The sequence below is a fragment of the Pseudomonas sp. S49 genome (assembly GCF_009866785.1).
Classification (GTDB): Bacteria; Pseudomonadota; Gammaproteobacteria; order Pseudomonadales; family Pseudomonadaceae; genus Aquipseudomonas.
Genome location: NZ_CP019432.1, coordinates 6,496,825 through 6,510,465 on the forward strand (window position 1 = coordinate 6,496,825; position 13,641 = coordinate 6,510,465).

Consider the following 13,641-nt stretch of genomic DNA (forward strand, 5'->3'; position numbering starts at 1 on the left):
GATCCTCAGGTCAGATCGCGCAGAGCGGCGTCGAGGGTTGGATAACGGAATGTGTAGCCAGCCTCGGTCAAACGCTGCGGCACCACGCGCTGACCGTCGAAGAACAGCTGCGCCATCTCCCCCGCCATTGCACGCACTGGCGCGGCGGGAATGTGCAACCACACCGGACGCTTGAGGACCTTGCCGGCCTGCTCGGCGAACGCAGCCTGACTGACCGTTTCGGGCGCGACCATGTTGTAGGTGCCACGCATAGTGTCGTCGTTGAAAGCCCGCGCGATCACCTGAAGCACATCGTCGCGGTGCACCCAGCTCATGATCTGCTGACCGTCGCCCATGCGCCCGCCGAAACCCAGACGGAACGGCAGCAGCAACGGCGTCAACGCACCGCCGGGGCCGAAGACTACGCCGAGGCGCAGCACCACCTGACGCACTCCAAATTCCGTGGCTGGTTGCGCGGCGGCTTCCCAGCGTGCGCAGAGTTCGGCCATGAAGCCGTCGCCCTTGCTGGCGTGTTCGTCGAGGCTTTCGCTGGCATCGCGCACGCCGTAGTAGCCGATGGCTGAGGCTTGAATCCACAGTGCTGGTTTTTGCTTGGTGTTCTTCAACCAGGTCATCAGCCCTTCGGTGGTGCCGACTCGGCTGGCGAGCAATTGCGCCTGACGTTTGGGAGTCCAGCGTGGGCCGGCGACGGGTGCTCCGGCGAGATTGATCACTACGTCGAAGGTGTCGTCGTGGCTGAGTTCGCTGAGCGAATGCACGCAGCGGACGCGGCCGTTGAATAGATTGGCCGCGCTCAACGGATCGCGCGTCAGTACGCTGACAGAGTGGCCCGCGTCGAGTAATTGATTGACCAAGGCTTCGCCGATAAAACCGGTGCCGCCGGTGATCAGCACGCGCTTGAAAGCGCCGTCGGCAAACGGGTTGGACTGACTCGGCATCTTTTCTGGTGGGGACTTTCGGCGGTCATTGCGATACAGCCAAACTAGCGGTGGCAACAACACCAGCAACGCAAAACCGTCGAGCCACAGGTGCGACCAGACCTGTTGTTGCGCTGAGAGCCACATGTCCTGCGGCGCCCATAACAGGATGCCGGCGCTCAACCAGCCCCAGACTGCCGGGGCTTTCAAGCGATTGCCCAAGTGCACCAACGCGAGCATGTACAGCGAATAACTTTGCAGCGTCGCGCCGAACAGCGCGAGCCACCAGACTTGTTGTTCGTGGCCGGCGGTGGGAACCGCATCGGCGCCCCAGAACGACAGTTCGAGGACTTGCAGGTAGCCATCGAGCACGCCGGAGTCACCGGCCCAGGTCAGGGTAAAACCGGCGAGGATGTGCGTGATCGCAGCGGCATATAGCCAAAGCACCAACGCTGGGCGAAGCGAGGAAGAAGAGGCTGGCATTCCGTGTCCTGAGCGCGTTCCTTGGGGGTGGGGAGTTTAAAGGAAAATCGGGGGAGTCAGATGCTCAAGCGTTAAACGTTTTAGCCTGAGGGATTCAGGCAAAACTTGTGCAAAACCGCCTCAAACAGGCCCTCGAAATTCAAATGCAGTGGCTGGATTTGATGGGCGCCGTGGCTGACGATCCCAATCGCCCCACGTTGAAGAGGCCCAGCTGATCACCTTTGTCAGCCGCCATTTGATAACAGGCTAACGCTCGAGACATATCCTTCGTTCCCAACTCCCCACCCTCAAAGGTAGAGGCCAGGTAATTCATCGCGTCCGTAGAGCCCATGGTAATCGCTCGAATAACCTGCTCTTCTGCCTGCTTGGGATGAAGGCAAGGGCCGTTATAGTCGGTGGAGTTTCCCGAACAAAGAAACGTCGCATAGCCCATCGCACCCTTTGGTATTTTCGAAGCCGCTTTGAACAAAGCCTCAACCTTAGGGGTTTCCAACTGAGATGCCATTTGCGAAAGACTCAGGCTCGCCGCCGACAGGCTCGCCTGTGCATCGCCCGACTCTGCAGCACACACAAAATTTTCCAGCGACGCTTCAATCAACTCCGCAGTCAGCCGGTATTGCTCAAGAGACCCCAGCCCACCCAACGCTTCTGCACGCTGATAACAAAAGTTTTCGGCGCGGCTCATTCCCGGGTTATCCGTTGCGACAAGATCCTTCTCGCTGACCGACCAATCCTCAATCCCCTCAAGCACCCAGCACGCCTGACGAGAGAAGTTGAAGATCTTGATATTGCTGTTGCCGGCCCGTTTATCCACCACGTTGACGTGACTGTCATCAACCTCTTCAATCTCGACCCCAGGTGTCTTGCCGGGCGTGATTGCAGCCATCAGCGGATAGGTGAAGGTTGTTCCACTGACACCCGAGGTCGAAGGCTCAAAGGTACGTCGATCCTTCCCAGCTACCGGTTTCAACACCAGCGACTTGACCGTCATTGCAGTCAGACGGCGTTGTGATTCGCTGTTGGCGGAAAACGCCGTCAGGAAAGGCGCGAACTCCTCCGAGGGACAAGCGTCGTTGGTGGGTGCCGTCGAAGTGCTCTTGTCGGATGCAAGAGCAGGGACGATCTTGTCCAGATACGCCGAGCGTTCGCGACTCATTCTGGCGATACACGAGTTAACGGCGAACACATGCGCCGGCATCCCCGTCTCGATCTCGAATGCCTCCAACGGGCAATTCGCATCGCGCAATTTCAGCCACGCACGCTGCGATTCTTTGACCTTCGCTGCGTACTCCGCGCCCAATGCCGGATTTGCCCGATAGTCAGACTCAAGCCGCGACATCAGTTGCTTGTAGCTGACATTCAACTGCGCATCGGCAGCCTTCTTCGCCGCCTCCGAGCAGGGCACCATTTCCAGGCTTGAGGAGACATGGCTGCAGTCGTCCTGCGCGTAGGCAGCTGAAGCCGGCAGCAGTACGGCCAGCAGGGTTAAAACAAAACGGTTCACTGTGTTCATCCTTGAGTCTTTCAGGCTTTGCGTTTGGCAACGGAAAAATGGGCAAAGACCACGTTTTTGGATAACTACTCAAACGCGGTCTACCGCCATTTAATTATCTGCATCACCGCGACCCGCAATCAAAAAATCGGAATCTGAAAACGCATTCTCCCCATGCACCGATCTTTAGCCTCGCCGAACAACCTGGATGTTATCGCGCAGTTTTCTTCTGCATATCCTTTCCAAGCCGATCCGAAATCTTCGTTACCACCGACAAACTTCAAAGCTTCCGAATAGTTCATAGCGGTGGCTTTTTCATTAACTAGCGATACAGCCTTATAAAAACCATCCCCTATGACTCCGGTCCGAAGATAAACAAGTTCAGCCACACGGAAACTCGTCAACTGTTTCTTACACGACAATTGTTCAATCGGAGACTCTCCGCCCTCTTCATCATCGTTTTTGCAGTATTCATCCCTAAGGATTATCCATTTTTTTTGCGTAGAAAGCAGCTCGGCCCTAGTTGATGAATCGAGCTCGGCAGACAAAGCTTTGTATTGTTCATTCAGGACTTTATCAATTTTATCAAACGATTTCTGAGAGCAGCTGATAATGTCAGGATTCGTTGAATTAACCGAGCTACAATCAACATCGGCCGACGCAGCGCCGGAAGAAAGAAATACGACCGATAAAACAGAAAAGACTTTCTTCGTCACTTCCAGCAATTGCATTTCAACGCCTCCTCAAAAAATACCGCTTCTTTTTCACGTCTAGTGGCTACACCGACGGTATTAGGGTCATTTTCCCAAAGCCGCTTCATGCTACGTAGCCGGGATGGAATCAGTTCGGGCTTATCGTTATCGAAATCTTCTTTTATCTGTTTCATCTCTAGCCGCTTCAACGCCTTAGCGGGCGTATTCCCTGATAAAGAATTGCCCCGATTCACTACAAGAGAAAGTAATACACCCTGACAATCCGGATGCAAATTTATAGCTTTAGGGTATACGTCAACAACTTGTTGCGCATACCGTTTCTTCATAATAACAGCTAACTTTAAAGCATTATCCTTACTGATGGATATCGAGCTGACGTTGTGCACATAATCGCGCGCATCTTGACCTTTCTTGCCAAGAGCTCCTTTTAATCTTTCTATTTCTTCAGGGGTATACAGGTCTTTAAGCTCCGCATCAACTCTCGCTGCTGTTTGCTGCCCAAGATCGTAACCATAACCTATCGTTATTCCACTGCTATCATCAGGCAATGCATATGGATGTTCTCGATAAGCTTCGATTGCCAACAGAAATTCAAATAGTTTCTTCGATACTACATATGGCCCAACTGTTGTGCCGAGGGTATAGACTTCGGCCTTGCACTTCTCAGGGCAGCCGGACAAGAAACCACCCAACAAACCAAGCAAATGAATATGCTGAACATTATTATCATTGGTTATGCCATGTTTCCCGACCAGCTTATCCCACCAACTCAAGCGTTCAATTCGAAGTTTTTCTTCCACCCACTGCTGATGAGGATCCGAGACACTATGCCCAATCAGCTCATCCAGCGAATCCCACTTTTCTCTTTTGAACTGCCACTCGCTTTCGTAACGCGTAACCATTTGGGATATCGGCTGAGAAAACCAAGGCTTGCTTAACGCTTCTTTGATTTCCGCAGGCGTAAGTTTGTTGTCGCCGTTTTTATCAAGCATTTTGTACAAATGCTGCTTAGCGGGGCCGTCATTGGCATTTCCAACGTTTGGCAAATATGCCGCTCGCTCTTCCTCGGTCAAATTTTCCTGAGCATGGAGAGATGCAGCGAGGTGGTCCGCATTACTGACAGTTTCCTCGATGAAACTGAAACCTTCCCACTCAAAGGGTGAATGCCGCGATAACTTGGTATCTGGCTCTGCAAACCATCCATTGAGCTCATTCCCGTCGGCATCACCCAATACCCCGTCCAGGCGCCACCACAACGTATAGGTAGTGCTTCCTCCCATGACGACAGGAACCTTTATTTTTCTCTCAGCCGGTAAAGCTTCCAGCACTCCGACAGGAACCAGAAAATCATAACCAACCGTTTTGTGCGGATCAGTCACTTTAGGTGGATTGGTAGAACCCATTCCCTCCACGTGAGTAACCACCACGCTGCCTTTAGGAATTTTCACTAACGTTTTTTCAGCTGCTGGCAGTCCCGCAGCCTTCTCTTTGCTCAGCGCGGTAAAGGCCTTCACGTCTTCACAGCTGAACAGCTCAACGTGCAGTAGATTGTTGGGGGCCGAATCGGAGTGATTCTGATACTTCCCTACATGTCCAATCAGACTGCCCGCGGTAATCGGGAATGGAGTCGCCAAGACATGCACGGCGTCCTTTTCTGCTGGCTCACTCTTGGCCTCAAGTAGCCCTTCCCAGACATATCCAAGCACCTCCCCCGCTGCCAGCGGTGGAACAGCATTCCCGCTGACGATCTCCAGCAGTTTCTGGTACTTGCCACGCGTACCGTCGTTTCCGATTTTAACTTGCGTACCGTGCGGCAAAATTGCTCTCACAGCGCCTGACTGGCTGGCAGAGGCGCGCACAACAAGACCTTTCTGAGGCGGAGTCATTGGGTCTTTGGCAGCAGCACCAATGACGTAAGTATTGGTCGTTGGACCTGCGGTCATCTCTCTTTTGAACACCCAGCCTGTACCGGGCGGCAGGTCGCTACTGGCAGGCGTGACGCTAACAACCTTGAGCCAACCATTGTGCTCTTCGCCTGTCTCGACAATCGTGCCGCGATTCAAGACTGTCAAGACCGTTGCATACCCGGGCCTTCCTCGTGGTTCCTGGCGGACACGTAAGCCCAGGAGTTCGTCATTGGCAGTTGCCTTCACCTGCAACGTACCGCCGCTCCAAAAGGCCGGCCGCGGCAGTGCCGGAGTTTCTTCGTAGCTTTTCCATTGCAACAAATGCATGTACAGACTGAAAAAGGTAAGACTCGGGGCGGGAACGGGTGCTGCAGGAGGGGATCCCGCTGGTACCTGTGGCGCTGGCGGCATCGGCACTTCCAATCGATGTTTGACCAATACAAAGCCAGTGGAAAAGTCGGACTGGGTTGTACCGAAATTTGACTTGGGGTAGATGTTATCGATTCGATAGGCAACCACTTCCCCGTCCGCTATGCATCGGACTTCTGTCGAGTCCTGCACCAGACCCGAATCTTGATCGAAATGCACACCACCATGCCAAAGCCCATTGGCCCCCAACGGATAGAAGCCGTCCTTCGCTTTGGCTAACGCCTTGTAGAACTGCTGCGGATCGGTCGCTTCAGCTGTCCCCACTTTCAGGGGATACGACCATTTTTGAATTTTGTTTGTTGTCTCTGTCATTACCAATTACCTGAATTCTGATCCCTGGTGGCTTGGATTGCCGTCGATGTCTTACCCGGAAAAATTGAGCATGCGCTTCGGTTTGCGTTTGATCTTCTCCTCAGACGCATTCAACAACGCCTGATCCATCAAACTCCCCGCCTTATCCTTATCCGCCGCCCCCGGCAGCACCGGCGGTTTAATCCCGATGCCGGTGCCGGAGCCAGCCGAGCCCCCGGCATTGATCTTGATCACCGGCCCAACCACCGTAACCCCACCGCCATCAAGCTTGATAAAGCTCCCACCCCCAAGAATGGTCAGCTCTGTCCCCGCCTCAATAACGATCTTGTCCCCAGCCTTAAGGTGAATCTCTTTCCCCACACTGGTCAGTTGCGCAGTCCCCAGCTTCACATGCTGGTTCTGCCCAATCGTCAGGTGATCATCCAGCTTCGCTTCAATCTTGCGGTCAGAGATCGTGGTGCGGTGCTCTTCAGCCTTCAGCTCGGTGTAGGTGTTCTTCACCACCGTGTCGTGACGTTCATTCCCGACCCGAATCTTCTGATCATGCTCAACGTTTTCATCCCAATCGCGCTGGGCGTGGATGTAGATCTGCTCCGCACCTTTCTTGTCTTCAATGCGCAGTTCGTTATAACCACCGCCACCCGGCGAGCTAAGGGTTTTGAACACACTGCGAGTCTTGTTCGCCGGCAAGGCATACGGCACCGGGTTTTCCTTGTGGTACAGGCAGCCGGTGACGAGGGGCTGGTCGGGGTCGCCTTCGAGGAAGGTGACGAGGACTTCCATGCCGATGCGCGGGATGCTGATGGCGCCGTAGCGGTCGCCGGCCCAGGAGCTGGATACACGCAGCCAGCAGCTGGTTTTGTCGTCGGCGAGGCCTTCGCGGTCCCAGTGGAATTGCACTTTGATGCGGCCGTACTGGTCGCAGTGGATTTCTTCGCCTTTGGGGCCGGTGACCATGGCGGTCTGGCTGCCGAGGACTCGTGGTTTCGGGTGTTCGAGGGCCGGGCGGTAGAACACGTCCCACGGGGTGGCGAGGAAGGTGTTGCGGTAGCCTTGGTGGAAGTCGTCCTTGTTGTCGGTGGTGTCGCTGGTCACGCCTTCTTCGAGGACTTGCGGCTGCTTGCCTTCGTGGAAGATTTCGGTGAGCAGCCACAGGTCGTTCCACTCGCTGCGCGGGTGGTCGGACATCGCCATGAAGTGGCCGCTGACCAGTTTGGTCTGGTCGCCGCGACCTTCGGCCTGGCGGTAGTCGGCGCGATGGCGTTCGAGGGCGCGTTGGCTGAGGAACTTGCCGCGCGCGCGGTCGATGAAGCGGCCTGGGTAGTCGTAGTCTTCCAGATCCGGCTCAGTGCTCTCGCCTTCGGGTTTGTAGGCGGCTTCCATTTGCAGGCGCGGTTTTTCGAAGTCGTAGTCGCGGCGCGTGGTGCGGCTGGTGCGGGTTTCCAGGCGCAGCTTGAAGCCTTTGATCACCGGTTCTTCGGCGACCATGCCGCTGCCCTGCACGTACGCGGTCGGCTGGCCGAGATCGGGGAACACGGTCTGGTCGTCGCCGAACACCAGCAGGTGGCCTTTGTCGCTGTGCTGGAAGTGGTAGTGAATCCCTTCCTCTTCGCACAGGCGCTGGACGAAGTGCAGGTCGGTTTCGTCGTACTGCACGCAGTAGTCGCGATCCGGGCACGGCTGGCTCAACTGGAAGCTGTAGGCGTTGCCCTTGATGCCGTGTTCTTCAAGGATCAGCGCGATGATTTTCGGCGCCGACATCTGCTGGTAGATGCGCTGGTTGGTGCGGTGATGCAGGTATTGCAGTTGCGGCACCATCGACACTTTGTAGCGGGTCAGGCGCTTGCCGGCATCGCCTTGGGCGACGCGGTAGATCTGCCCGTGGATGCCCGAGCCTTGTGGATCGAATGCGAGAAACGCCTGCTTGTGCAGCAGTTGCTCAAGGTCCAGATCAGGGTTTTCGCTGACCAGTTCGAGGTCGAAACGAAACGGCTGGCTGATGCCTTCGGTGCCGGTGAACGACAGCACTTGCAGGTCGCCGACGTAGTCTTCGACCTTGAGGCTGAAGTGGGTTTCGTTAGCTGGGTTGAACATAAAGTGCTCCCTGTTCGAATGTCATCCGTTAGGCCCGAAGTCGCAGACGTTGCAGCCAGGACGAAGTGGCGCCCAAGGCGTCACGCAATTGTTGGGCAGTGATGGTGCGCTCTGCCGGGTCGAAGCTCAGCGCGGTGCGCAGCGCTGGCCAGCCGTGTTTCGGTAAGTTCGCCGGCGCTTGCAGCTCGCGCTCCAGGTGCTCGTCGCGGGCCTGGGTCGAGGGCAAACGGCGGAACGGGTGTTTGCCGCCCGCCAGTTCGTAGATCACGCAGGCCACGCCGTACACGTCCGCGCTGGCCGACAACGGTTGGCCCTCAAGCAGTTCGGGGGCGGCGTAGCCCGGGGTCCAGGCGTTGAAGCGTTCGCGGCTCAGGTGCGGCAGGCCGGGCATCACGCCCTCCTCTGCCTGACCGAGGCCGAAGTCAAAGAGGCGCAAGCCGTCTTCGCTGAGCATGACGTTGCTCGGTTTCATGTCACCGTGCAGCACGCCGCGACCGTGGGCGTAGGCCAACGTGTCGAGCAGCGGCAGGACGATGTCGCGCAGTTCTTGCCACGGCAGGCCGAGGGGCCGCTCGCAGAGCAATTTGTCCAGGGTCAGGCCACGCATGTATTCCATGGTGATGAAGGCCCGCTGGCAGTCGGTGTCGACTTCAAAGGTGTGCGCACGCACGACGTTGTCGTGGCGCAGGCGTCGGGTCAGGGCAAACTCGCTGTAGAGCAAGGCACTGGCGTCCGGCGATTCGGCAAATTCTTCGCTGAGGATTTTCAGCGCAATGTAAGGATCGGGATCACCGAACTGTTCGTGCAGCAGATCCCGCGCCCGGTAAACGGCGCCCATGCCACCGGCCCCGAGCAGACGCTCGAGGTGGTAGCGACCGGCGAGTACATCCGGCAGTGCACCGATGCTGGCCTTGGTCGGCGCCAGCAAAGGCTCTGCCTTGTTTTCCTTGGCGAAGGCGAAGTAGGTCAGGTTGTTGGCCTGCTCTTCGCTCATCAGCAAGTCATCGATTGGCGATTCGATTTTGGTCATTGGCGGATCACCACGGCTGTCAGGTTGTCACGCGCGGCGCCACGCAGGGCGCCGTCGAACAAACGTTCCAGCGCCACGTGCGGCGCGCTGAGGCTGAGGGCGTTGCCGAGGGCATCGCTGCTCAGGCCCTGATACAAACCATCGCTGCAGAGCAAAAACGCATCGCCCGGATAGACCTCGAGTTCCAGTACATCCAGGGTCAGTTGTTCGGCGGCGCCGACGGCTCGGGTCAAGGCCTGAGCCGCCGGGTGAGCCGCCGCTTGTTCGACGCTCATTTGCTGTTCGTCGATCAATTGCTGTTGCAGCGAATGGTCCTTGGACAGCTGATACAGACGCTGCCCGCGCCACATATAGCAGCGGCTATCGCCAGCCCAGATGCAGGCCGCGCGATTGCCTTCCACCAGCAGCGCCACGACGGTGCTGCCCATGATGCTGTCGTGGCGTCCGGCGGTAACCGTCAACTCCTGCCCCAAACGCCGGTTCAACCAGTGCAGGCACTGGCGGATGGCTTTGAGGCGTTCGTCGAAGTCCTCGTGTTGCGGCAGTTCAGCCAGGCTGGCGACGATCAACTGGCTGGCGATGTCGCCACCCTGATGACCACCCATGCCGTCCGCGACCACCCACAGCCCCTGCTGTGGCGAGTCGAGGAAAGCATCTTCGTTGCGCGCCCGCACCTTGCCCGGGTCGGTACGCGCCGCGCTGCGCCAGGCACTGGCCACCAGCATCAGAGCTGCACCGGCATACGGAAGGTGCGCAGTACGCCCATGTCGAACGGGTTCGGCGTGCGCTGGCTGGTCAGCAGGTAGTTGGCGCGCAGGCCACCTACATCGGCTTTCAGCACCAGCACGTCGCGACCGCTCAGGTACTCGGTCTGCATCAGGTCGAACAGACGGAACAGCGACCATGGGCCGGAGTTCTTCTCGATGCCGATCGGGCGCCCGGCCATTTTGTCCATGACCAGACTGGTGCGACCGTCTTCAGCATCGGTCGGCCATTTGAACGACATTGGCAGGATCGGACCGTGGCGGTATTCCATGGTCTTGTCGCCGAACTTGAACTCTGAACGACTGACCGCCGGATCGAGGGTGTACGGCTCCAGTTTGAACTGCACGGTCGGCTCGGCCGGGTTGATCGAGAAGAAGCTCTGACGAATCGTCAGCGCCGCCGCCATCTGGTCCAGATACATTTTTGACACCGGCAGGCTGTGGCCGTCGACGCTGCGCATGCGGTAGTTGCCCGGATCGCCGCTGACGAATGGACGCAGGTAGCTGTCGAAGAAGCGGTCGACGGTGCCTTGAGCGCGGAAGAACTCGCGGAAATCGCTGATCGCTACGTCGCTGGTGCTGCTGGCGCTGAACGGATAACGCTTGCTGATGGTTTTGCCATACACGCTGTACAACTCGTTTTGATAACGACCGTTCAGGTATTGGTAAGCATCGTTGAGCACCAGACGCCACGAGTCTTCGGCCAGCACGTTGAACCACACGCTGAGCGGGCGCGGCAGACGGCCAGACGCATTGCGCAGGTTGGTCAGCGCATCACGCTGGCCGCTCATGCGGGTTTTCGCCATTTCGAACGCGGCTTGTTCCGGCGTGCTGGAACGGGCCAGACCGGCCAGTTGCAGTTGCAGGTCGTTGAGCGCGCTCAGTGCAGGGGTCAGGTCCGCCGCTGGGCCGTTGTTGTCATCGAGCAAACGATGCAGCGGTTCGAAGCGGCGTTGCAGCGATTTCTTCGCGGTGTCCGGCAGGGTCTTCGCTACGTTCAGGGCCGAAGCCTTGTCCGCTGCGGCGGCGGCAAGTTTGCCAACCTTACCCAGTTTGCCTTTCTGCCCGGCCAGCGCATCAGCAGCGTCGCCAGCTTCTTCGACAGGATCTGCTGCCGCCTGGAAGCGGGTGTTCTCACGCACTTCGGTGAGCAATGCCAGCACCGGCGAATTCGCCGAGGTCAGGCCCGCCAGTTGCTCGGCGCCTTCACCGGCGTCGCTGATCGGCGGCAGGGCAACCTGGCCAACCGCTTCGCTCCAGTAGTTGGCGTAGTCGCGGAAGTACAGCTGCTCCAGTTCGACCATCAGGCGACGCAAGTCCATATCGCTGATGCCCGCGCCTTCGCCCAGCACCCAGTTGTCACGCAGGATGTCGGTAACCAGCGCCGAACCCTGTACCGAGAAATACTGCTGATAACCGGTTTGCGTGTAGAAACCCGGGATCACGTATTCGGTGCCGATAAACAGCGAGCCTTGTGGGCCGAGGTGTTGGCTGAAACGGTAGTCCGGGAGGTTGCGTGCCTGCTCGCGGAGCATGCGGTAAACCACCGTGGCCAGCGATTCGCTGCGCAAGACCTGACGCGCCTGAGTGACCAATTGGTCGTTCAGCGGGTAGATAAACGGCTGTTTCAGCAGACGCTCCAGATGCGTGCTCAGACCGTTCTGTACGGCGGTGTTGCCGGTGTAGCGCGTCGACCAGTCAGTGGCGACCCAGTCCTTGAGCCACGCGGCATCGCGACGGTCTTTCATGTTCAGCATCAGGTACGCGCGCAGGCTGTTGAGCAGGCGATCGCGGTCCTTCATGTTGGCGCGAATCTGCCCCTCGAGCATGGTTGCAACCCGTGGCAGCAGTTGCTTTTCAAGCTCGCGCTCGTAAGCCTCTTTGACCACTGGATTGACGTCTTCGCCCTGATACAGACCGCCGCGCTCGTGATACGACACGTCGCCTTTTTTCGGGAAGACCTGCGTCGCGGCATAGCTAGTGTCGAGGGTTTTCAGTACGCCCATGGCGTCATCACGCGGCGACAATGCCGTGCGTTGCTGCGTCCAGTTCTGCGCCAGATTGCGTAGGTTTTCCAGACGCTCGTAGTTGGCCGAGAAACCGCCCGCCCAGAGCATGCCGAACAGTGCCAGTGCCGCCAGTGCGCCAACATACAGGGCACGTTGGCCCCAATGAATACGGCTGCGCTCGCGCTTGTCCAGACCGGCCAAATCGGATTCGGGGAAAATCACCTGGCTGAACAAGTGATGAATGAACCGCGAACGACCGCTGCGCAGGGTCGGCAGCACGCCGGCGCTCATGCCGAGGCTGGCGCCGATGCCGGCGGTGGTCGCATCCATCTCTTGGGTCAGGTGCGGCGCGCTGGTCAGGTAGAAACCGCGCAACTGCGTTGCACGCTGATAACGGTTGCCGGTGAACGCCATGTCGACGAACAGGCACAGGCGCTCGCCGATCTGCCCCAGTTGATGCGGGAAATCGAGGATGCGGCCCCGGCGCTGAGTGTCGCGCTCGGAGTGCATGCGCATGATCACTTGGCTGTTGAGGCGGCGCAGCAGCTCTTCGAACTCGTTGCGCAGCACAGCGACGTCGGTGCCGACCTGATCCTTGCGGAAACTGGTGCCGAGCACCTGATCGCTTTCTTCGCGGGTCAGTTGATCGAAGAACTCGTCGAAGCCGAGCAGCTTGTCAGCCTTGCTCAGGACCAGGTACACCGGTACGTCGACGTGCAGTTTCTGATGCACATCTTGCAGACGGCCGCGAACCTGGCGCGCCAAAGTATCGATGTCCTGCTCACTGCCACCGAGCAGGGTTTCCACCGGAATGGTCACCAGCACGCCGTTCAACGGACGACCGCGACGACGCTTGCGCAGCAGTTCCAGCAACGTCGTCCAGGCGCCGCCGTCGACTTCCACATCCGGTTGCGTGGTGTAACGCCCGGCGGTGTCGATCAGCACACCGTGGTCGGCGAAGTACCAGTCGCAATGACGGGTGCCGAGGGTGTCGCGGGTCAGCTTGCGGTCGATCTTGTTGATCGGGAATTCCAGACCGGAGAAGTCCAGCAGGCTGGTCTTGCCGGAAGCCTGCGGACCGATCAGCAGGTACCACGGCAAGTCACTGCGCCAGCGCTCGCTGCGGCCGCGATACAGGCTCGAGGTCTTCAGGGTTTTCAGCGCGTCTTTGAAGCGCGCCTTCAACTCTTTCTGCTCTTCGTCGATCAGCTCTTCGCGGCGAATGCGGTCCTGGCCGTCCTCGCTTTCTTCCTCGGCTTTCTTGCGGATACCCGAGCGCCAGCTGACGAAGACCATGGTCAGGCCCCAGATCAGGAACAGCACAGCGATGGTCAGCAAGCGAGAGGTCGAGCTCTCCCAGAACTTGTAGTCATCAACCGCCAACAACGGGCCGACGAACCACACCAGCAGCGCCACGAACAGCACCAGCAGCAAGGTCCAGACCCAGGTCTGGCGCAGGAAGGCGCCGACTTTCTTGAAAAACTTTTTCAT

The 13,641-nt window shown here is 58.1% G+C and carries 8 protein-coding genes; all 8 read right to left on the minus strand.

Annotated elements, in window-relative coordinates:
* Window positions 1-5: 5 nt before the first annotated feature.
* The gene (locus tag PspS49_RS28940) at window positions 6-1,400 is read right to left on the minus strand and encodes a TIGR01777 family oxidoreductase (protein ID WP_160042352.1); all 1,395 of its coding nucleotides are present in this window, start codon (window positions 1,398-1,400) and stop codon (window positions 6-8) included.
* 139 nt (window positions 1,401-1,539) lie between these two features.
* Window positions 1,540-2,904 carry a lysozyme inhibitor LprI family protein gene (locus tag PspS49_RS28945; RefSeq protein ID WP_160042354.1) on the minus strand — a complete coding sequence of 455 codons (1,365 nt, stop codon included), beginning with the start codon at window positions 2,902-2,904 and terminating at the stop codon, window positions 1,540-1,542.
* Between the two features lie 128 nt (window positions 2,905-3,032).
* Window positions 3,033-3,623, minus strand: a complete 591-nt coding sequence (locus PspS49_RS28950; protein ID WP_160042356.1) for a lysozyme inhibitor LprI family protein — start codon at window positions 3,621-3,623, stop codon at window positions 3,033-3,035.
* Entirely contained in the window at window positions 3,605-6,253 is a 2,649-nt protein-coding gene (locus tag PspS49_RS28955) for a pesticin C-terminus-like muramidase (RefSeq protein ID WP_160042358.1), read from the minus strand. The genes PspS49_RS28950 and PspS49_RS28955 overlap by 19 nt, the downstream gene beginning before the upstream one ends.
* Before the next feature lie 51 nt (window positions 6,254-6,304).
* Window positions 6,305-8,347, minus strand: a complete 2,043-nt coding sequence (locus tag PspS49_RS28960) for a type VI secretion system tip protein VgrG (RefSeq protein ID WP_160042360.1) — start codon at window positions 8,345-8,347, stop codon at window positions 6,305-6,307.
* Between the two features lie 28 nt (window positions 8,348-8,375).
* Complete coding sequence (locus PspS49_RS28965) at window positions 8,376-9,377, minus strand: serine/threonine-protein kinase (protein ID WP_160042362.1); 1,002 nt, start codon at window positions 9,375-9,377, stop codon at window positions 8,376-8,378.
* A complete protein-coding gene (locus tag PspS49_RS28970; RefSeq protein ID WP_038359322.1) occupies window positions 9,374-10,102 on the minus strand; it encodes a PP2C family serine/threonine-protein phosphatase in 729 nt (242 codons plus the stop codon). The genes PspS49_RS28965 and PspS49_RS28970 overlap by 4 nt, the downstream gene beginning before the upstream one ends.
* Window positions 10,102-13,641, minus strand: coding sequence for a type VI secretion system membrane subunit TssM (gene tssM, locus PspS49_RS28975; RefSeq protein WP_160042364.1), 3,540 nt, complete (start codon window positions 13,639-13,641; stop codon window positions 10,102-10,104). Before tssM ends, PspS49_RS28970 begins: the two co-directional genes overlap by 1 nt.